19 protein-coding genes are annotated in these 20006 nt (G+C 67.7%); 5 read left to right on the forward strand and 14 right to left on the reverse strand.

What is annotated here, in order from left to right; all coding sequences use genetic code 11:
* Positions 1–300 precede the first annotated feature (300 nt).
* The 5 genes from tuf to IEY55_RS11475 all read right to left on the reverse strand — a co-directional run bounded on the left by tuf (position 301) and on the right by IEY55_RS11475 (position 6650).
* On the reverse strand, positions 301–1494 hold the full coding sequence (gene tuf / locus IEY55_RS11455; RefSeq protein WP_189056881.1) for an elongation factor Tu: 1194 nt from the start codon (positions 1492–1494) through the stop codon (positions 301–303).
* Between the two features lie 436 nt (positions 1495–1930).
* Positions 1931–4033: an elongation factor G gene (gene fusA, locus IEY55_RS11460; protein ID WP_189056883.1), complete on the reverse strand. Its 2103-nt coding sequence runs from the start codon at positions 4031–4033 to the stop codon at positions 1931–1933.
* 114 nt (positions 4034–4147) lie between these two features.
* On the reverse strand, positions 4148–4618 hold the full coding sequence (gene rpsG, locus IEY55_RS11465; RefSeq protein WP_189056885.1) for a 30S ribosomal protein S7: 471 nt from the start codon (positions 4616–4618) through the stop codon (positions 4148–4150).
* Positions 4618–4992: a 30S ribosomal protein S12 gene (gene rpsL / locus IEY55_RS11470; RefSeq protein WP_189056886.1), complete on the reverse strand. Its 375-nt coding sequence runs from the start codon at positions 4990–4992 to the stop codon at positions 4618–4620. Before rpsL ends, rpsG begins: the two co-directional genes overlap by 1 nt.
* Before the next feature lie 1214 nt (positions 4993–6206).
* Positions 6207–6650 (reverse strand): enediyne antibiotic chromoprotein, encoded by a 444-nt coding sequence (locus IEY55_RS11475; protein WP_189056888.1) that lies wholly within the window; start codon positions 6648–6650, stop codon positions 6207–6209.
* 763 nt (positions 6651–7413) lie between these two features.
* On the opposite strand from IEY55_RS11475, the gene IEY55_RS11480 reads away from it, so the two are divergent.
* Genes IEY55_RS11480 through IEY55_RS11495 form a run of 4 tightly spaced genes read left to right on the forward strand, consistent with a single transcriptional unit; the run spans position 7414 to position 10172 of the window.
* Positions 7414–7977 (forward strand): YbaB/EbfC family nucleoid-associated protein, encoded by a 564-nt coding sequence (locus tag IEY55_RS11480; RefSeq protein WP_189056890.1) that lies wholly within the window; start codon positions 7414–7416, stop codon positions 7975–7977.
* On the forward strand, positions 7977–8330 hold the full coding sequence (locus IEY55_RS11485; RefSeq protein WP_189056892.1) for a hypothetical protein: 354 nt from the start codon (positions 7977–7979) through the stop codon (positions 8328–8330). Before IEY55_RS11480 ends, IEY55_RS11485 begins: the two co-directional genes overlap by 1 nt.
* 1 nt (position 8331) lies before the next feature.
* Positions 8332–9534 carry a hypothetical protein gene (locus IEY55_RS11490; RefSeq protein WP_189056894.1) on the forward strand — a complete coding sequence of 401 codons (1203 nt, stop codon included), beginning with the start codon at positions 8332–8334 and terminating at the stop codon, positions 9532–9534.
* Positions 9534–10172 (forward strand): hypothetical protein, encoded by a 639-nt coding sequence (locus IEY55_RS11495; RefSeq protein WP_189056896.1) that lies wholly within the window; start codon positions 9534–9536, stop codon positions 10170–10172. The genes IEY55_RS11490 and IEY55_RS11495 overlap by 1 nt, the downstream gene beginning before the upstream one ends.
* Here IEY55_RS11495 and IEY55_RS32785 read toward each other — a convergent pair.
* Entirely contained in the window at positions 10154–10468 is a 315-nt protein-coding gene (locus tag IEY55_RS32785; RefSeq protein WP_308424746.1) for a DUF397 domain-containing protein, read from the reverse strand. The genes IEY55_RS11495 and IEY55_RS32785 overlap by 19 nt on opposite strands.
* Before the next feature lie 4 nt (positions 10469–10472).
* Positions 10473–11018 (reverse strand): DUF5753 domain-containing protein, encoded by a 546-nt coding sequence (locus IEY55_RS32010; RefSeq protein ID WP_229686298.1) that lies wholly within the window; start codon positions 11016–11018, stop codon positions 10473–10475.
* On the opposite strand from IEY55_RS32010, the gene IEY55_RS11510 reads away from it, so the two are divergent.
* Positions 10914–11129, forward strand: a complete 216-nt coding sequence (locus IEY55_RS11510) for a hypothetical protein (protein ID WP_189056900.1) — start codon at positions 10914–10916, stop codon at positions 11127–11129. The genes IEY55_RS32010 and IEY55_RS11510 overlap by 105 nt on opposite strands.
* Positions 11130–11168: 39 nt before the next feature.
* On the opposite strand, the gene IEY55_RS11515 is transcribed toward IEY55_RS11510, so the two are convergent.
* The 7 genes from IEY55_RS11515 to IEY55_RS11545 form a co-directional block, all read right to left on the reverse strand.
* Entirely contained in the window at positions 11169–11525 is a 357-nt protein-coding gene (locus tag IEY55_RS11515; RefSeq protein WP_189056902.1) for a GntR family transcriptional regulator, read from the reverse strand.
* Entirely contained in the window at positions 11519–12541 is a 1023-nt protein-coding gene (locus tag IEY55_RS11520) for a hypothetical protein (RefSeq protein WP_189056903.1), read from the reverse strand. Before IEY55_RS11520 ends, IEY55_RS11515 begins: the two co-directional genes overlap by 7 nt.
* A gap of 132 nt (positions 12542–12673) precedes the next feature.
* Positions 12674–13480 carry an ESX secretion-associated protein EspG gene (locus IEY55_RS11525; protein WP_189056905.1) on the reverse strand — a complete coding sequence of 269 codons (807 nt, stop codon included), beginning with the start codon at positions 13478–13480 and terminating at the stop codon, positions 12674–12676.
* Positions 13477–14793 (reverse strand): PPE domain-containing protein, encoded by a 1317-nt coding sequence (locus IEY55_RS11530; RefSeq protein ID WP_189056907.1) that lies wholly within the window; start codon positions 14791–14793, stop codon positions 13477–13479. The genes IEY55_RS11525 and IEY55_RS11530 overlap by 4 nt, the downstream gene beginning before the upstream one ends.
* Positions 14794–14810: 17 nt before the next feature.
* Positions 14811–15419 carry a DUF3558 domain-containing protein gene (locus IEY55_RS11535; RefSeq protein WP_189056909.1) on the reverse strand — a complete coding sequence of 203 codons (609 nt, stop codon included), beginning with the start codon at positions 15417–15419 and terminating at the stop codon, positions 14811–14813.
* A complete protein-coding gene (locus tag IEY55_RS11540; protein WP_189056911.1) occupies positions 15412–15795 on the reverse strand; it encodes a PE domain-containing protein in 384 nt (127 codons plus the stop codon). The genes IEY55_RS11535 and IEY55_RS11540 overlap by 8 nt, the downstream gene beginning before the upstream one ends.
* 246 nt (positions 15796–16041) lie before the next feature.
* Positions 16042–19917 (reverse strand): DNA-directed RNA polymerase subunit beta', encoded by a 3876-nt coding sequence (locus IEY55_RS11545; RefSeq protein WP_189056913.1) that lies wholly within the window; start codon positions 19915–19917, stop codon positions 16042–16044.
* Positions 19918–20006: the final 89 nt, after the last annotated feature.

Consider the following 20006-nt stretch of genomic DNA (forward strand, 5'->3'; position numbering starts at 1 on the left):
ACAGACCGGTCCCACTGACGTGGTCGTGGGATGGGCCTTGCGGCCCGGTGCACCCCACCTGCGACAGCAACGCGTGCTCGAGCGGAACACGGCGGAGCCGGCGAGGAAGGGGCGCTGCGGTTGTTCCCTACTGGAGGGAAGCTCGCGACGGGGCGGCCGGCCGAACCACACAGTGCCGGGCACTGGGCGAGCCGAGCCGACCGCCCCGAACGAGCAACCCGTACAGAATGCCACACCTGGGTGCGGCATTCCAAACCGGGGTGGGGGAGGCCACCAGCCCGGGTGACCTCCCCCACCACCTCACTTGATGATCTTCGTGACCCGGCCGGCGCCGACGGTGCGGCCACCCTCGCGGATCGCGAACTTGAGGCCCTCCTCCATCGCGATCGGCTGGATCAGCTTGACCGACATGTTGGTGTTGTCGCCCGGCATGACCATCTCGGTGCCCTCGGGCAGGGTCACCACACCGGTCACGTCCGTGGTCCGGAAGTAGAACTGCGGACGGTAGTTGTTGAAGAACGGGGTGTGCCGGCCACCCTCGTCCTTGGACAGGATGTAGACCTGACCCTCGAACTCGGTGTGCGGGGTGACGGAGCCCGGCTTGCAGACGACCATGCCGCGCTCCACCTCCTCGCGCTTGGTGCCACGCAGCAGCAGACCGACGTTGTCGCCGGCCTGGCCCTGGTCGAGCAGCTTGCGGAACATCTCGACGCCGGTGACGGTCGTCGACATGCTCTTCTCCTTGATGCCGACGATCTCGACCGTCTCGTTGACGTTGATCACGCCACGCTCGACACGGCCGGTGACGACGGTGCCACGACCGGTGATCGTGAACACGTCCTCGACCGGCATCAGGAACGGCTTGTCGATCTCACGCTGCGGCTCGGGGACATTCTCGTCCACGGCCTTCATCAGCTCGAGGAGCTTGGCGCCCCACTCCTTGTCGCCCTCCAGCGCCTTGAGCGCGGAGACGCGGACCACCGGCACGTCGTCGCCGGGGAACTCGTACTCGTTGAGGAGCTCACGGACCTCGAGCTCGACGAGCTCCAGGATCTCCTCGTCGTCCACCATGTCGGCCTTGTTCAGGGCCACCACGATGTAGGGCACGCCGACCTGGCGGGCCAGCAGCACGTGCTCCTTGGTCTGCGGCATCGGGCCGTCGGTCGCCGCGACCACCAGGATGGCGCCGTCCATCTGGGCGGCACCGGTGATCATGTTCTTGATGTAGTCGGCGTGACCGGGGCAGTCAACGTGCGCGTAGTGCCGGTTCTCCGTCTGGTACTCGACGTGCGCGATGGAGATGGTGATACCGCGCTGGCGCTCCTCCGGCGCCTTGTCGATCTCATCGAACGGCGTGAACGGGTTCAGCTCCGGGTACGCGTCGTGCAGCACCTTGGTGATCGCCGCGGTCAGCGTCGTCTTGCCGTGGTCGATGTGACCGATGGTGCCGATGTTGACGTGCGGCTTGGTCCGCTCGAACTTCGCCTTCGCCACTTTGGTGTGTCCTCCTGGACTTGTTCTTTCGTCCGCCGTTCGAATGTGGATCCACCTCGAGCGGCGCCGTCAGGGCCGGTTGTGCGGACCCTGGGGAGCAACTCCCCGCGGGCCCCGCACTGGATGTGCGGTTCCGGCTAGGGGGCGCTCCCCCGTCGCCTTCGCGGTTGTCTTGCCGGGCCGCGTGCTCGCGATGCTCGCCCGCGGCTCGACGTGTCCGATCGCTCGGCTCCGAGCCCACCCCGTGCCTGGAAGGACGCGGGGCAATGCTCACATGCCCGTTGCCTATTCAGTTACCAGGCCCCGGGCCACACCCCGCGCCCGAGGGTGCGAAGTGCTGCTCGGTGCCCGCCGCCTGCACAGTTCGTCGCTCGGCTCGTGGCTCGCTTCGCATCGGGTGGCGTTGCGACGTCCGACCGCCGCAACGCCACGATGCTCACTCGCCGGTCGCCTTGGCGATGATCTCCTTCGCGACGTTCGCGGGAACCTCGGCGTAGGAGTCGAACTGCATCGAGTAGTTCGCGCGGCCCTGGGTCTTGGACCGCAGGTCGCCGACGTACCCGAACATCTCCGACAGCGGCACCAGCGCCTTGACGACGCGGCTGCCGCCGCGCTCCTCCATGGCCTGGATGTGGCCACGGCGGGAGTTCAGGTCGCCGATGACGTCGCCCATGTAGTCCTCGGGCGTGGTCACCTCGACCGCCATCATCGGCTCGAGCAGCGTCGGGTCGGCCTTGCGCGCCGCCTCCTTGAGCGCCATCGAGCCGGCGATCTTGAACGCCATCTCGGACGAGTCGACCTCGTGGTAGGCGCCGTCGACCAGCGTCACCTTGATGCCGACCAGCGGGTAGCCCGCCAGCACGCCGTACTGCATGGCGTCCTGGGCACCGGCGTCCACCGACGGGATGTACTCCCGCGGCACGCGGCCACCGGTGATCTTGTTGTCGAACTCGTACAGCGCACCGTCGGCGGTCTGCTCCAGCGGCTCCAGGTTGATGATCACCCGGGCGAACTGGCCGGAACCACCGGTCTGCTTCTTGTGCGTGTACTCGAACTTCTCGATCTTGCGCCGGATGGTCTCCCGGTAGGCGACCTGCGGCTTGCCGACGTTCGCCTCGACCTTGAAGTCCGTCTTCATCCGGTTGACGAGCACCTCGAGGTGCAGCTCGCCCATGCCCTCGATGATCGTCTGCCCGGTGTCCTCGTCCAGGCTGACCCGGAAGGTCGGGTCCTCCTCGGCGAGCTTCTGGATGGCGGTGGACAGCTTCTCCTGGTCCGCCTTGGACTTCGGCTCGATGGCGACCTTGATCACCGGGTCCGGGAAGGTCATCGACTCGAGCACGATCGGCGCGTTCGGGTCGCACAGCGTGTCGCCGGTGGTGGTCTCCTTGAGACCGATCATCGCGTAGATGTGACCGGCACGCGCCTCGTCGACCGGGTTCTCCTTGTTGGAGTGCATCTGGAAGAGCTTCCCGATGCGCTCCTTGCGCTCCTTGGTCGCGTTGATGACCTGGGTGCCGCCGGCCACCTTGCCCGAGTAGACCCGGACGTAGGTGAGCTTGCCGAAGAACGGGTGGGTGACGATCTTGAACGCCAGCGCCGAGAACGGCTCGCTGGAGTCGGCCTTGCGCTGCGCCCTGGTCTCGCCGTCGGGCAGCGTGCCCTCGACCGGCGGGACGTCCAGCGGCGAGGGCAGGTAGTCGATCACCGCGTCCAGCATGGGCTGCACGCCCTTGTTTTTGAACGCCGAACCGCACAGCACCGGGTAGGCCTCACCGCTGGTGGTGATGGCCCGCAGGCCGGCCTTGATCTCGGCGACGGAGAGGTCCCCCTCCTCGAGGTACTTCTCCATCAGCGCCTCGTCGGTCTCGGCGACCGCCTCCAGCAGCTTCTCCCGGTACTCGGCGGCCTGGTCGGCCAGGTCGGCCGGGATCTCCTCGACCTCGTAGTCGGCGCCCTTCTGCACCTCGCCACGCCAGGTGAGGGCGCGCATCTCCACCAGGTCGATGACGCCGCTGAACTCCGACTCGGCGCCGATCGGCAGCTGGATCACCACCGGACGGGCGTTGAGCCGGTCCTCGATGGTGCGCACGGTGAAGTAGAAGTCCGCACCCAGCTTGTCCATCTTGTTGACGAAGCAGATGCGCGGGACGTTGTACTTGTCCGCCTGCCGCCAGACCGTCTCCGACTGGGGCTCCACGCCCTCCTTGCCGTCGAACACGGCGACCGCGCCGTCCAGGACGCGCAACGACCGCTCCACCTCGACGGTGAAGTCGACGTGCCCCGGCGTGTCGATGATGTTGATCTGGTGGTCGGCCCAGAAGCAGGTGGTCGCGGCGGAGGTGATGGTGATGCCGCGCTTCTGCTCCTCCTCCATCCAGTCCATCGTCGCGGCGCCGTCGTGCACCTCGCCGATCTTGTAGTTGATCCCCGTGTAGAAGAGGATCCGCTCGGTCGTGGTGGTCTTACCCGCGTCGATGTGGGCCATGATCCCGATGTTGCGGACCTTGGCCAGGTCAGTCAGCACGTCGCGTGCCACGGTCTTCCCCGTTCTGAGATTGCAGCGGTCGCTGTCCAAACGGCGGAGCCGGCGGTGTCAACTGGCTCGTCCCCCACGCAGGCGGGGCGCCCGTTGGCCGGCGACCGCCACTGATCACCAGCGGTAGTGCGCGAAGGCCTTGTTGGACTCGGCCATCTTGTGCGTGTCCTCGCGGCGCTTCACCGACGCCCCGAGGCCGTTGCTCGCGTCGAGCAGCTCGTTCATCAGCCGCTCGACCATGGTCTTCTCCCGGCGCTGGCGGGCGAAGGTCACGATCCAGCGCAGCGCCAGCGTCGTGGACCGGCCCGGCCGCACCTCGACCGGCACCTGGTAGGTGGCGCCACCGACGCGGCGGCTGCGCACCTCCAGCGAGGGCTTGACGTTGTCCAGCGCACGCTTGAGGGTGACGACCGGGTCGGTGCCGGTCTTCTCCCGGCAACCCTCGAGGGCGCCGTAGACGATCTTCTCCGCGATGGACCGCTTGCCGTCCTGCAGCACCTTGTTCACCAGCTGGGTCACCAGCGGCGAGCTGTAGACGGGGTCGGCGATGAGCGGCCGCTTCGGGGCCGGACCCTTGCGGGGCATCAGCTCTTCTCCTTCTTCGCACCGTAGCGGCTGCGGGCCTGCTTGCGGTTCTTCACGCCCTGGGTGTCCAGCGCACCCCGGATGATCTTGTAGCGGACGCCCGGCAGGTCCTTCACACGACCGCCGCGGACCAGCACGATCGAGTGCTCCTGCAGGTTGTGGCCCTCCCCGGGGATGTAGGCCGTGACCTCGATGCCGTTGCCGAAGCGGACACGGGCGACCTTGCGGAGGGCGGAGTTCGGCTTCTTGGGAGTGGTCGTGTAGACGCGCGTGCACACACCCCGCCGCTGCGGGTTCCCCTGCAGCGCCGCGGTCTTGACCTTCGCGGCCTTCTCCTTGCGGCCCTTCCGGACCAACTGCTGGATCGTGGGCATGGACCGTCTTTCTCGTAGCGTTCGCGTGTCGTGCTCAGCGAGCTGTGTCTGTGTTGGCCCTCCGTATCCCGAGGTCGGGCGTGTCGCCCGCTTCTCCGGCCCGCGCAGGACCCGAGCACCCCTGGATAGTGGGAGGGAGCTCCGCACTCCCGGCGCGGCAGCCGCCGCTCACAGGCACGCGGAGTGGCCCGACGCTAGTCGGGCACGGCTAACAAAGATACCTGGCCCTCTCGCACCGGGTCAAAACGGGGGTCACCCAGCTCGGTGGGGACAAAGTCCCATGTCAGAGGATACGCCGCACCGTGGGGGTGCGCGCTGCCGGCCACCCGCCCCGACCGGCCCCGGGCGGGTACCGCCATCACCGACGACGGACCCCGTCACCCCGTCCCAGGACTTGTGGACTGACCTCGCCGCTGATCTTAGGGGCAGCCGGGGCGGCACGGCCGGGAGTCGACGGTGAGCGGCTGGTCCGGGGTGGCCGGGCCTTGAGTGGCGTAGCTCTCTCCGAGCCGGACGGTCGCCGTGGAGCGTCTCACCGCGAGACGTGCTTGGGTGCGTGGGTCCTGTACCCGCTGGCGCCGATGCGGGACGTGGGTGCGCAGGGCGGCCCCGACAGCAGCTGGCGGGAAAGACGCTCGGCACGTGAGCCCCCTACCGCCCAGATGCGCCACCCAAGTCGACAAACCGACACTCGCACGAGCCGCGCGGCAGCCGCCGAGCCAGATCGAAGCCGACCGGGTGCGTGCCGGGGCCGCCCAGCCATGCCAGCGGCTCCTCGCCGGGTGGGCCACTCGTCCCTCATGGGGCCGCTCACACCGGTCCGACCGAGCCACGCGGCGCTCGGCACCACCTACTGCCGAGGCCCGGCCCGGTTCAGCACGCACTCCTCATCGGGAGAGGCGTGTGGGCCGTCCTTACTGATCTTTGTAGGTCGCCCTACGGGGCGTCCTTGTAGATGAGGTGTACACAGTGGACCCGCTGGTGACGTAGCTCACGAATGCCTGCGCCGAAGTCGGATTCTCCTGCGCAGGTCCGAAGAGGACAGCGCACAGGTCGACACCGTGCGGGTGCCTGCGCCCGTGATGCCGGCCGGGTCCGGGCACAGCCGGCTGGATTGTCCCTCCTCGTTCCGCGGGCGGCCGTTCCACCTGGGAGCGGCCGCCCGCCGTGCCACTCCCCTGTCTAGTAAGGAGAGCGGCCGAAGGTCATCGCGTTCACTTGAAGTCGATCGGCACCAGGTTGGAGATGCCCGAGGCGCGGGTGGCGGCGCCCACCACGCACTTCGGCTCCTTCGTGCAGTCGACCGTGCCGCCCACCTCACCGGTCAGCGGGTGCACCGCGGTGAAGGACTTGCGCACCTTGACGGAGATGCTGATCTTGCCGTCCGCACCCACCCGGGTGCTGCCGAAGCCGTCCAGGTGGCAGCCGAACTTCTCGCCGACCCGGCCGCACTGGGCGGCGTAGGCGGTCTGGCCGGCGGGGAAGCCCTGCCCGGAGACGGTGACGGTCTGGCCGTCCCGCAGGTTGGTGGTCGGGTCGACGGAGATGGACTGCGGGGCGGCGAAAGCCGGGGACGCGGCCACCAGGGCCAGGCCGGCACCGAACGCGGCCACGGCGGCCAGCCGCTTACCCGGACGGAACTTCGCTGCGAGTCGCATCGCTTCGATCCACTCCTTGGTTTGGTTGCTCGGATCCGGGCTCGCTTTGCGCTCATCGCCATGTGGCGCGATGCGCCCGACGCCCGTCACCTCGCGGTTCAATGGCTCGGCGGCGGACGGACTGCCCGACGCCTTCGGTTCTTCCTTGCTCGGTTCCGGACTCGCTCCGCGCTCGTGCCCACGAAGCAATGACTGAGCCCGGCGCCCCTCGCGTGCTGACCCGGAAACGGGCGGCGACCGACCGCGGGCGCACAGTCGCCCGGGCCTTCCCGGCGCCGGTCAACTTCGATTTACGAACGGGTGGTCGAATTCGGACCACCGCCAGTACTACCGAAAAGAGGAATGCACGACCTTGCGGACGGATAAGGTGGACGAGACGGCCTCGAGCTGCCCTTCCGCGCTTCGCCACCTCCGTTCGAACCTTCGTGACCACCCGGACGAGAACGTTATCCAGCACCGCACGGAATCGTCAACACAACTCCGGGTGACAACTATTTTCCCCATTTGTTTCCCAGGGATTGAAAGAAGCAGGAAAGATGGTTGTTCAAAGTTGTTCGGCACCAGGTGGACGCGCCCGGCCGATCGGGTCGCCCACCATCCCCGCCGACCGGCCGCGGCCGATCGAGTGACACCCGCCATGACCAGCCGCTTCGGCCCGCCCCTCGCATCTGCGAACGATTGCGCCCTTCGGCCCACCGCCGGACGGCGATCGGGAATGATGTCGAGTCGCCGAACATCAGCTCGAAAGCCGAGGGGACCCACGGTGACAGCGGAGTTTGATCAACTGCAGCGGGAGTTCGAGCGGTTCCAGCAGTCGCTCCGACGGGTCGACGACCGTCTGGAGCGCTATTCGGGCATGCAGGACGAAATCGCCGCGGTCTCGGTGACGGCGCACTCCGCGGACCGCTGCGTGAATGTCACCGCGGGGCCGGGCGGCGCGGTGACCGGTATCGAGTTCACCGAGAAGGCGCTCCAGCAGTCGCCGCAGGCGTTGGGCAGCATGGTCATGTCGACGTTGCAGGAGGCGGTTGCCGGCGCCGCACGGCAGCAGGCTGCCGTGGTGCAGCAGTTCGTCGGCGATGACCTCAACGTCCTCGACCAGGTGTTGGAGACGCAGGCCCAGATGCTTGGCCGGCCCGTGGAAGAGCTTCGGGCCGGGTTGGAACCGAGCGCACCCGCGCGTCCGTCCGAAGAGGAGGATTTCGCCGAGCGGTCGGTCATGCGCGACGACGACCCCACGCCGCCAGCTTCTCCGGGTCGCACGGGTGATCCGACCAGCCCCGGCGACGCCTTCCTGCGCAGCCTCTACAACCGTGAGGACGACTGATGCCCGGTGACTTCCGCGCCAAGCTCGACACCATCGAATCCTGCGGCAGGAAGGTCAACGACTTCGAGGCGAAGGCCGACGCCATCAAGCGGAAGGTCACGCAGGCCGAGGTGCCCGACCTCGCGTTCGGCCTCATCGGGCAGCTCGCCTTCGTGCACATCTACCACAGCATGATGAGCGACTTTCAGGAGTACCTGAACAAGATCGGGGAAGGCGTCAAGCGGGCCGGCGAGCAACTTGCCGACACCGCCACCGAGTACCGCACGTGCGACGACCATACGAAGCTGAAGATTGAGGCGGCGATGCGGATGCTCGACTCCTCCGCGCAGACCCCGAACACGGGAGCGCGGTGAGATGTCCGACTCGAACCTTCTCCCACCAGGCGGCTTCTGGGACACGGCAGCGAGCAACGCTCCCGGCCCCGTCTCGTCCGGATACAAGACGATCAAAGACGGCTTGAAGATCGGTTCCAACGGCGACGACGCGTTCTCCATCACGACTGATGTCACCACCGTCGTGACGGATGCGACGTCGTTTGTGACGTCGTGCGGCACGACGGCCGCCAGCATCGCCACGGACCCGCTCGGCTGGCTCATCAACCAGGGGCTCGGCTTCCTGCTCAACGCCATCACACCGCTCAAGGAAGCGCTGCACTACGTCACCGGGGACCCAGACGCTCTCAAAGCGGCGGGCGACAAGTTCACCGCGATCGGCAACGAGCTGGTGGCCTTCGGCAGAGAGTTCGTCGAGCAGGTTCAGCAGGAGCTGGCGGACTGGGAGGGCCCGGCCGCCCAGGCCGCCAAGGCCAAGCTGGCAAGGTTCGGCAGGGGTGTGTCCGGTACCGCCGACCATGCCGGCGACATCGCCAGGTTGCTGCAGACCGCGAGCATCGTCGCGAAGGTCGTCGAGGAGTTCATCCGAGGGCTGCTCACCGAGCTCGTGGAGTGGCTCATCGTGACCTGGCTGGCGGCCCTCGCCGCCGCCCCGGTCACGTTCGGCGGATCCACCGCCGCAGCCGGCGCCGCCACCACCGGCGAGGTGGCCGTGACCACCGCCCAGGCCGGGCAGAAGATCAGCAAGGTGACCCAGCTCCTCAACAAGATCCGAGAGGTCATCGCCAAGCTCCAGCGGTTCCTCAAGGAGTCCAAGCTGGGCCAGATGTTCATGGACGCGACCACCGGCAAGGGCGGCAAGGCGCTCACCAAGGCGCAGGACAACGCTGTTGCCAACGCTACGGAACGCGCGGGCGGGCGGCTCACGAGGGATGCCTGGCGGGACACGCTCGAGGAAGGGAGCACCAACTACACCCGGATGCTTCGGGAGACCTTCGGCGACAAGGTCAAGACGAGCGCGGGGGACCAGTTGAAGAAGATGGTCGGCCTAGACAAGACGAGCTACGGGAACGGGCCGGGCGAGGAATCCACGAGTTACACAGACCTCAACAAGATCGCCAGCAAGGCGACCGGATACGCCAAGGACGCCAAGAAGATCTACGACACCACACGGCCCGGCGAGAACATGTCCGACTCGGAGATCCGACGCGACCTGGAGTTCTGATGCAGCTACACCTCGCGGTGGGAGAGCCCCTGATCCTGCACGTGATGGCGAGTTGGGGTCCGGTGGCCTGGCTGCTCTTCCTGCTGCTACTCCGGGGGCTCGTGCAGGCTTATCTCAGCTTGCCTCACGCCTGGGTCTTTCGCCGGTTCGCGCTACCCATCGTGGCGAAGCGCCGGGGATGGGCCTACGAAGTCGAGCCGGTAGGACTGGTTAAGCGGATTCCCAATGTTGTCTGCCGGATCAGCGGGACATACTGCGGATACAGGTTCGAGGCAGTCCAGATCGAGGAGAGCAACCTCAACGACAGCACCTCAACTCGGACCACGCTCCACGTGAACGGTCTGGGCAACCTGCCGTACGCGAGTATCAAATTGAACCTGCTGACGCGAAAGGTCAGGGTTCACAGCGACCCTGTCACGAAGAAGGTGATACCAGGTTCACCCTTCGAGAAGTGGCTCAAGTGGAACCTGCGCCACGGGTGCACCTTCGAGACCGGCTTAGGGTTTGCCAGCACCAAATGGTCCAGTTCGATCTACCCCGGCAAGCTCCGGCGCAAGATCCGGTTCCTGGCCCGGGCGGCAAGGCGCTTCCCCGACGAGGCACGGGTTGTGCACCCGAATCACGAGCGCGCCAAGTAACTACCTCCCGCGGTCGAGGGCGCATTCCTTGACGGCACCGAGGAAGGCGACCCACTGCGCGCGGTCGAACACCAGCGCCGGGCCAGCGGGTTCCTGGAGTCGCGGGTCGCGACGTAGCGGGAGACGGGCGCAACCTCGACACAGTTGCCGTTGTCTCCGCTGCGGCTGCTCTTGCGCCACGGCAGTCCGGATACCGCAGCAACCTCCACGCAGTCACCGTTGTCTCCGCTGTAACTGCTCTTGACCCACCGTGCTGCTGCCACGTCGAAGGTGAACACAGCGACCCCTCCGATCACTCACTCAGGTGAAGATCAGAGACTTGACTAGCGCGACGGAAGCCTCCGGGTCAAGCGCCACCGAGCGGAGGTTTTCGGCCGACGCCACGTAGGTCTGCACCCGGCTCCGATCCTGGACGTAGATGGCATCGTTTTGGATCTCCACGTAGGCGACCGGTTCGGCATCGGCAAAGGTCAACACGAAGAACATCCCAGTGATGCCGCGGTGGATGCCGTCCTCTGGCCAGAGCACCTGCAAGATGATGTTCGGTCGTTCTGCGAGCGACACGAGGTGCCGGTATTGCTCCTGCATCGTCTCGTCATTGCCCACACGTAGGCGGAGGGCGGCCTCACCGATGACGGCGTACACCTTCAACGGCTCCGCATCGCGGAGACGTTGAGTTCGGCTGAGCCGGAATGAGACAAAGTGCTCGGCGTGATCCGGACGCACCCGAGGGGAGCGTTGGTGAGCGCCCGGACATACGACCGTCTGGAGCAAGCCAGGAAGCAGAACTGGCTCGTAGATGAACTCTGGCTCGGCAAGCGCTTCCAGTCCGACGAAGATCCTCAGCCAGTCCGGGACAACCTGCATGCGGTGATGAAGTCCAGGTCCGCCGAGAGCGCGTTGAAGCTGTCGTTGCTCATCGGCTCGCGGCGACTGGTGTGGTTCGACGTCGCTTGATGTAGCGCGTCGGGCCAGGTCTGGCCAGGCCCGGGCTGGTCAGGCTCGGTCGAGAGTGACGCGGACCGTATCGACGATCTCGTCCGAGGTGGCGCCGAGCCGGCGCGCGGCGGCCACGAAATCACGTGCAAGGTCCACCAGCGCGGCATGCTGGCTTGCGGCTTCGGACACCACTGCGCCTCGGCCACGGCGCAAGGACACCAAGCCCTCGTCGCTGAGTTGCCGATAGCCGCGCAGCACGGTGTGCAGGTTGATGCCGAGGGCCGACGCAAGCTCGCGGGCCGCCGGCAGCCGATCGCCCGGTTTGATGTCGCCGCGGGCGAGCGCGGCGCGGACCGACGCCGAGACCTGGTCAGCCAGCGGCATCGGTGCGGCGGGATCGATTGTGATCAGCACGGCACGCTCTTCTGGTCGGCGGTGGCGCATGGCCCACGTTGCCGGTCCAGTTCGGCGTTGACCAGGGCGGCCGCGGTCTCGGCGTCGTCCACGGTGGCGACGAACCGGCGGCCGTCGCTGAGATGGAGCGTGAGCGCTGGCCCAGTGCGCCCGGTGTAGCCGAACACCGGACCGTCACCTACTCCTGCGAGGCACTGCAGGGATGCCTTCTGCCGTGTCACCGAGGCGGACTGGATATGCCGGTACTGCACGAGCCTGGTAAGTCGGCCGAGCCAGGGCAAGGCGAGACAGACTCCTTCTCGCGTGATTCGCAATCGTGCGGTCGCCTGCGACAACATCAGGAGCCCCAGGAGCATGTACAGCGGTGTGATGCCGGGAGGACCGACATCGATGCAGCTCGCCATCAATGCCAGGCCGAGGAAGGTGCTCCCCCACATCAACTGCTGCGTGGAGCGCAGCGATGCGGTGAAGACCGCGCGTTCCGTGGCGCCGAGGCGGAGTCGAGGCGCGGTCACCGGGGGTTTCAGCATGGCGTCCGGTAGCCGGGGCTTGGGCCCGGAGAGCAGCCAGCCGACCACTGCCCCGACGACCATGAGGCCGAAGTTGAGCAGCCCCCACCACCAGGCGAGTGTGACCGCGGCGTGGGTCGCGTCGAGCGCGGCGCCAACCTTCAGCGCGGTCGCCACCGCTGCCGATCCGGCGCCACCCCAGCTCATCAGGACCATCAAACGCTGTCCGGTGGGGTACTCCCAGCGCCACACGAAGAGCCCGACGATGACGGCCGCGCCGAGGAGCACGCCCAGATGATTGTGCGCCCAGCGGTCCCAGCTCGGCGCAAGGTCCGGAACTCGTTCCATCATCCGGGCCCAGCCGTCGACGTAGGCGCGCTCGGGAAGTCGGTCGCGGTAGTGCGCGACCAGTACTCGCGGCAGCATCGCCAGAGCCAGGAACGGCAACAGAACCAGTACGAGCCGTCGCGCCCGTCCCTTACGTGCCAGGTCCCGCGTGCCGGCCATCTCCAACCCCCATTATTCTACTACGAGTAGAACAACTATAGCTTGGTTGATCAAGAGCGCAACACGCCTCGGGCCCGGACGCCAGCGGCGTCCGGGCCTGAGTTGCCTACCGGCTATGAGGGTGAACCAGCCTCAGCGGGTGTCAAGTTGGCGCTCCAGGTCCTGGAACAGGCGGTCGATCTGCCCGCTGATGCGGCGGGGGTCCGCTGGCGCGATCGTCGTCCACAGCCGGCCGTCGAAGGACCTGTGGTCCTCCATCACGTAGCCGCCCTTCGGGGTCGCGTACCAGGCGACCACGTGGTCGGCACGGCGCTCCCGGCCAAGACGGTCCCGCATGTTCGCCCCGAACTGGGCGTACTTGTCCGGTCCGTCAAGCATCTCCGCGAGGTGGTGCGCATCCGAACCCCTGGCGCCCTTGGCACGCAACGAGTTCTCGAACGCCTTCACGTCATGCCCGACCCCGTCCGCCGCTGATTCCGCCAAGTCCTTGGCGATCGAGACCGACCGTCCGGGACCCGGTGGGGTCGACGGCAGCAGTCCCGCTGCGGTGCGGGAGAGCCCGCCGGGATGCGTGAGCCGCAGGGTCAACCGGTCCTCGGCCAGGACGCCGACCGCCGCCTGGTACCCGTCCCCCGCGACCAGGGCGCGCACCTCGTGCCCCAGCCACATCCGGACGTCGATCGAGCGGGTCGGCCGCGCGAGCAGCTCGAGCATGGTGCGGAGGCCGGGATCCATCCCCCGACCACCCACCAGCCCACTGCTTCGCAGCTCGTTCCAGGCCGCTTCGACGACCGCCCGCCGCTCGTCCTCCTCGTAGCCCCGCGGGTTCACCAGGAGGACGATCGGCATCGACGGCAACCCCAGGTGCTCCCACAGCACCTGGTAAGCCGACGCGGACAGCACCGTCGCCGGCTCGGTTCTCTCGCCGAACACGGTCACCGCTGGGGCGGCTGCTCGCCGATCACCGGCGGAGCGACCAGGCGATCATCGTCGAAGATCGCGTCCTCGTCGATGACGTACTTTCGCTGGTGTTCCTTGTCCTCGTCGCCCCTCGCGCTGGAGGCAGCCGGCTGCATGAACGACTGCCCCATGCCGGCCCGCCCAGCTCCTGCACCCATCGCGCCACCGCCACGACCACCTGCCACCGGCTCGCCCATACCGAACGCGCCACCACGACCCATACCGCCGCCCTGGCCGACACCGCCGGCCGCACCGGGCGCACCCGGACCACCACCGGCGCCCGGACCGAACCCACCGGGCACACCACGCCCGCCCAAGCCGCCGGGACCACGGCCGCCGGCACCGCCGGGGCCGTTCCCACCCGTACCGGGAGCACCGCCGTAAGGCGCGGTGTTGACGCCCCACGGCCCGTACACGTGCGGGTTGCTACCGCCGCTCAGCGGTGGGTTGCCACCACCGGCGTACGGCGGGTGCACCTGGACCGGCGGCGGGTTGCCACCGGTTGACGGGGCCACCCACTGCGGGTCGACGGTGGCCGGCGGCTTGTGCACGCCGGTCCACGAGCCGCCGGTGCCCGGGTTGGGCTGGTTGGGCGAGCCCGTGCCGCTACCACCCGGGTTCGTCCACGGAGTCTCGCGCACGGGCTGGTGGCCCTGCGTTCCACCGCCGCCCGAGTAGACGTTGTTGTTCGCGGACGAGTCCCGGCCGCCCCAGCCATCCACAGAGGACTGTTGCGTACCGGCAGGCGCGACGTCCACCGCGACCGTGGGCGCCGGCGTGTACTCCGGCATGCCACTGACGGCATCGGAGGAGGAGGTGTTGTACTGCGACATCACCAGCGCGGCCTTCTGGTGTGCCTCGTTGGCGGCCTGCTCCTGCTCCTGCCGGTCGGTGCTGATCCCGAAGAAGTTCTTGATCCCCTTGAAGGAGTCCTCGGGAGCCGTCACCTCCTTCGGCTCCGGCATCTCGTTCTTGGCCCGCGCATAGCTCTGCGTCTGGCCCATGACCCCGATGACGGCCCGCATGGTTCCCTCGGAGGCGTCCTGGGCCCACTGTTTCAGGGTCTGGATGGACGCATGGGCCTGCTCGGCCGCCGCGCCCTCGTACCCCTCGACCATCCGGTTCAGGCTGGCCTGAAGCTCCTGGTCGGTCTCGTAGAGCCCGCGGCAGACGTCGGCGTAGCCGTCCTGGACGGGTGTACCCGCGCTGACGCCGGGGCCGCTGTGGATCTTGTCGTAGAGCTCCCGGTGCGGGATCGCCATCCAGTTCCGGCACAAGCCCAACGTGCCCATCTCGTCCCCCTCGAACCTCAGCCCGCCAACAACGTCGTCATCGCGGCGTCAGCCAACTGCGCCGCCCGCTTACAGATCTCTTCCTTGCCGAGCGGTTGCTTCGCCCCGCTTTCGCTGTAGTGCGCACGCAGCACCTGTCCGTCCGCGACATCCACGTTGACCGTGCAGAAGTCGTACCCGGTCGGTGTGCCGGGAGTGTGGATCTCGTAGGCCGGGAACCCCTGAACTTGCACCTCACGCACGTCACCGTTCACCTGCCCAGGACCAAAATTCTCGATCCCCATGGCCGTGATGGTCGTCACCGAAGCGGAAATGTCCTCGACTTCACTGCGAATGGTGCAGGCTGACGCCCCCCTGAAGGTGGAGTCCTTCGACTGTTGCGGGGGTCGGTCAAGCGCAAACCGCTTCTTCTGATCGTCAGTCAGCAGTGAGCAAGGGTCCTTGCCATCGAGCTTCACCTCGCGCGGCCGGTCGGACGGCTTCCGATCCGGGGAAGCAGAGGTCGCCTCGCTACCCGAGGTGCCCGGGGCTGGCTGGGCACCCGAACTCCCGCCGGAGCAACCGGCAGCACCCAGGGCAGCCACAGCAGCGAGGGCCGCGGCCACTACCAACCGCCGATCAGGCACGATGTCCCTCCACCTGGACGCTGCTCCGCTCGTCGGCGATGCCGTACTGGCGGGCTGCCGCCTCGAGCTGCTCCACGATCGTCTTGAGCTGCTGGTGGTAGCCCGTGATCGCGGCAAGCGCCGACGTCTTGCCCTCAATCCCCTTCTTGGTGATCTCCTGGGCTACCTCGACGCTCACGTCGTCCCTGGCCATCGGCTTCATCTCGAGCTTGCTCTGTGCCTGTTGCATGAGCGGCTCTACCTTGTCGAGCGCAGCGCGGAACAAGCTGAGCGCCTGGGCGACCTGGGCGGGCTCGAAGCGGAGCACCGGGGCGGCGCCCGGGGTGGCGCCGGCGGCCGGCTGGTGGCCGGCGGGACCCATTGCGGCGAACGGCATGGTTCTCCCCCTGGAGTCGATATTCGGGGGTGAGACTAGCGAAGCCACCCGAACGGTTCTCACGAACCTGAAGTTTCACCCGTTCGGCGCAGTGATTTATCCCGGTCGGCGCACCGAATCACCCCGGCGACCAGCACTTTCGTGGACGGGCCACCGGATACGGCGAGGCCCGCCAGACGCTCCGCGGAGCGTCTGGCGGGCCTCGCCAGTCAGTGCCTCGCCGGCCTACTGCCGGCTACTGCGACCTCAGCGGTAGTCCCGCCCGAAGTCGTAGTCGTCCAGCGGCACCGCCGCACCCGTGCCCGTGCCGAAGACGTCCGGCGTGTAGTAGCCGTCGTCGTAGGACGGGATGGCGTAGGCGGCGGCCCGCGCCTCCTCGGTCGGCTGGACCTGGATGTTGCGGTACCGGTTGATGCCGGTGCCGGCCGGGATCAGCTTGCCGATGATCACGTTCTCCTTCAGGCCCATCAGCTTGTCGCTGCGGCCGTGGATCGCCGCCTCGGTGAGCACCCGGGTGGTCTCCTGGAAGGAGGCCGCCGACAGCCACGACTCGGTGGCCAGCGACGCCTTGGTGATACCCATCAGCAGCGGACGCCCGGAGGCGGGCTCGCCGCCCTCGGCCACCACGCGCCGATTCTCCGCCTCGAACTCGGCGCGCTCGACCAGCGAGCCCGGCAGGAACTCGGTCGCGCCGGAGTCGATGATCGTGACCCGGCGCAGCATCTGCCGGATGATGACCTCGATGTGCTTGTCGTGGATGGAGACGCCCTGCGAGCGGTACACCGCCTGGACCTCGCGGACCAGGTGCAGCTGCACCTCGCGCGGGCCCATCACGCGCAGCACCTCGTGCGGGTCGACCGTGCCGTCCAGCAGCCGCTGGCCGACCTCGATGTGGTCACCGTCGGAGATCTGCCGCTCGGTGCCGTCCACCGGGATCGTGGCCAGCCGCTGCCGCTTGGACAGCTTGTCGTAGACGATCTCCTCGCCCCCATCGTCGGGGATGATGGTGATCTTCCAGTACTTGTCGTTGTCCTCCATGCGGATGCGGCCCGAGGCGTCGGCGATGGGCGCCTTGCCCTTGGGGATCCGCGCCTCGAACAGTTCCTGGACACGCGGCAGACCGGTGGTGATGTCGTCCCCGGCCACACCACCGGTGTGGAAGGTCCGCATCGTCAGCTGGGTACCGGGCTCACCGATCGACTGCGCGGCCACGATGCCGACCGCCTCGCCGACGTCCACCAGCTTGCCGGTGGCCATCGAGCGGCCGTAGCAGGTCGCGCAGACCCCGGTGTGCGAGTCGCAGGTGAGCACGCTGCGCACCTTGACCGTGGGCACGCTGGAGCGCTCCAGCGCCTCCACCTCGTCGTTGCCGATCTCGCTGCCCCGGGCCACCAGCACCTGGCCGTCGGAGACGATGTCGTCCGCCGCGACCCGCGCGTACACGCTGGTCTTGGCGTGCTCGTCGACCGGCAGCGTGATGCCGCGGTCGGTGCCGCAGTCCAGCTCGCGGACGATGACGTCCTGCGAGACGTCCACCAGACGCCGGGTCAGGTAGCCGGAGTCGGCGGTCCGCAGCGCGGTGTCGGCCAGACCCTTACGGGCACCGTGCGAGGAGGCGAAGTACTCGACCACCGAGAAGCCCTCGCGGAAGCTGGACTTGATCGGCCGCGGGATGTACTCACCCTTGGTGTTGGCGACCAGACCCTTCATGCCGGCCAGCTGCCGGACCTGGGTCATGTTGCCCGCCGCACCCGACTTGACCAGCATCGGAAGCGGGTTGTCGTCGGGGAAGTTCTCCTCCATGACCCGGGCGATCTCGTCGGTCGCCTGGCTCCAGATCTTCACCAGCTCGTCGTTGCGCTCCTGGTAGGAGAGCAGACCACGCTGGTAGCGCTTCTGGATCTTGTCGGCCTGATCCTCGTAGCCGTCCAGGATCTCGCCCTTGGTGGGCGGCACGACCACGTCGGAGATGGCCAGCGTGACACCGGAGCGGGTGGCCCAGTAGAAGCCGGCGTCCTTGAGCTTGTCCAGCGTCTGGGACACCGTGACCATCGGGTACCGGTCGGCCAGGTCGTTGATCACCTCGGCCTGCCGCTTCTTGGGCATGACCTCGTTGACGAACGGGTAGTCGCTCGGCAGCAGATCGTTGAACAGGATGCGGCCCAGGCTGGTCTCAGCGATCCAGGGCTTGCCCGGCTCGTAGCCCTCCGGCTGCTGGCCCGCGGCCGGCTGCCGGTCGCCGACCCGCACCTTGATCTTCGACTGCAGGGTGATCCGCCGCAGGTCGTAGGCCATGATGGCCTCGGCCGGCGAGGAGAACGCCAGGCCCTCGCCCGGCTGCCCGTCCACCATCTTGGTCAGGTAGAACAGGCCGGTCACCATGTCCAGCCGCGGCATGGCCAGCGGCCGGCCGGACGCCGGCGACAGGATGTTGTTGCTGGCCAGCATCAGGATGCGGGCCTCGGCCTGCGCCTCGGCCGACAGCGGCAGGTGCACCGCCATCTGGTCACCGTCGAAGTCGGCGTTGAACGCCTCACAGACCAGCGGGTGCAGCTGGATGGCCTTGCCCTCCACCAGCTGCGGCTCGAAGGCCTGGATACCGAGGCGGTGCAGCGTCGGCGCCCGGTTCAGCAGCACCGGGTGCTCGGTGATGACCTCCTCGAGCACGTCCCACACCTGCGGGCGCTGCCGCTCGACCATCCGCTTGGCGGACTTGATGTTCTGCGCGTGGTTGAGGTCCACCAGGCGCTTCATCACAAACGGCTTGAACAGCTCCAGCGCCATCAGCTTCGGCAGGCCGCACTGGTGCAGGTTCAGCTGCGGGCCGACCACGATGACCGAACGGCCGGAGTAGTCGACACGCTTGCCGAGCAGGTTCTGCCGGAACCGGCCCTGCTTGCCCTTGAGCAGGTCGGACAGCGACTTCAGCGGACGGTTGCCCGGGCCGGTGACCGGCCGGCCGCGGCGGCCGTTGTCGAACAGCGCGTCGACGGCCTCCTGCAGCATCCGCTTCTCGTTGTTGACGATGATCTCGGGCGCGCCGAGGTCGATCAGCCGCTTGAGCCGGTTGTTCCGGTTGATGACCCGGCGGTACAGGTCGTTGAGGTCGGAGGTGGCGAAGCGGCCACCGTCCAGCTGCACCATCGGCCGCAGGTCCGGCGGGATCACCGGGATGCAGTCCAGCACCATGCCCTGCGGCGAGTTGCCGGTGGCCTGGAACGCGGCGACGACCTTGAGCCGCTTGAGCGCGCGCAGCTTCTTCTGGCCCTTGCCGGTCCGGATCACCTCGCGCAGCGACTCGGCCTCGGCCTCGACGTCGAAGTCGACCAGTAGCTTCTGGATGGCCTCGGCGCCCATGCCGCCGGTGAAGTACTCGCCGTAGCGGTCGTACAGCTCGCGGTAGAGAATCTCGTCCGCGATGAGCTGCTTGGGCTCGAGCTTGGTGAAGGTCTCCCAGATCTCGTCGAGCTTGTCGATCTCGCGCTGCGCCCGGTCGCGGAGCTGGCGCATCTCGCGCTCGCCGCCCTCCTTGACCTTGCGGCGCACGTCGCTCTTGGCCCCCTCGGCCTCGAGCTGCGCGAGGTCGGCCTCGAGCTTCTGCGCCCGGGCCTCGATGTCGGCGTCGCGCTGGTCCTCCAGCCGCTTGCGCTCGACGCTGATCTCGTTCTCCAGCGTCGGCATGTCGTTGTGCCGCAGCTCGGTGTTGACCGAGGTGATGACGTAGGCGGCGAAGTAGATGATCTTCTCGAGGTCCTTGGGCGCCAGGTCGAGCAGGTAGCCCAACCGGCTGGGGACACCCTTGAAGTACCAGATGTGCGTGACCGGCGCGGCCAGTTCGATGTGGCCCATGCGCTCGCGGCGCACCTTGGCCCGGGTCACCTCGACGCCGCAGCGCTCACAGATGATGCCCTTGAACCGGACACGCTTGTACTTGCCGCAGTAGCACTCCCAGTCCCGGGTCGGACCGAAGATCTTCTCGCAGAAGAGCCCGTCCTTCTCCGGCTTGAGGGTGCGGTAGTTGATGGTCTCGGGCTTCTTGACCTCGCCGTAGGACCACTGACGGATGTCGTCGGCCGTGGCGAGGCCGATGCGGAGCTCGTCGAAGAAGTTGACGTCGAGCACGTCGGTTTCCTTCTCCCCGGTTGTAGCGGGCTAGGGCAGTGGCTGGTCCGGTCGGGGTGTCCCCATGGCCGGGGACACCCCGACCGGAC

The sequence above is a fragment of the Longimycelium tulufanense genome, assembly GCF_014645795.1.
GTDB lineage: Bacteria > Actinomycetota > Actinomycetes > Mycobacteriales > Pseudonocardiaceae > Longimycelium > Longimycelium tulufanense.

Bases quoted from the DNA above. Each gene is read 5' to 3' on its own strand.
- IEY55_RS11540 (WP_189056911.1), bottom strand. From the start codon at position 15,795: ATGCCGTTCGCCGCAATGGGTCCCGCCGGCCACCAGCCGGCCGCCGGC.
- IEY55_RS11530 (WP_189056907.1), bottom strand. From the start codon at position 14,793: ATGGGCACGTTGGGCTTGTGCCGGAACTGGATGGCGATCCCGCACCGG.
- IEY55_RS11475 (WP_189056888.1), bottom strand. From the start codon at position 6,650: ATGCGACTCGCAGCGAAGTTCCGTCCGGGTAAGCGGCTGGCCGCCGTG.
- IEY55_RS11495 (WP_189056896.1), top strand. From the start codon at position 9,534: ATGCAGCTACACCTCGCGGTGGGAGAGCCCCTGATCCTGCACGTGATG.
- IEY55_RS11520 (WP_189056903.1), bottom strand. From the start codon at position 12,541: ATGGCCGGCACGCGGGACCTGGCACGTAAGGGACGGGCGCGACGGCTC.
- rpsG (WP_189056885.1), bottom strand. From the start codon at position 4,618: ATGCCCCGCAAGGGTCCGGCCCCGAAGCGGCCGCTCATCGCCGACCCC.
- IEY55_RS11485 (WP_189056892.1), top strand. From the start codon at position 7,977: ATGCCCGGTGACTTCCGCGCCAAGCTCGACACCATCGAATCCTGCGGC.
- rpsL (WP_189056886.1), bottom strand. From the start codon at position 4,992: ATGCCCACGATCCAGCAGTTGGTCCGGAAGGGCCGCAAGGAGAAGGCC.
- IEY55_RS11490 (WP_189056894.1), top strand. From the start codon at position 8,332: ATGTCCGACTCGAACCTTCTCCCACCAGGCGGCTTCTGGGACACGGCA.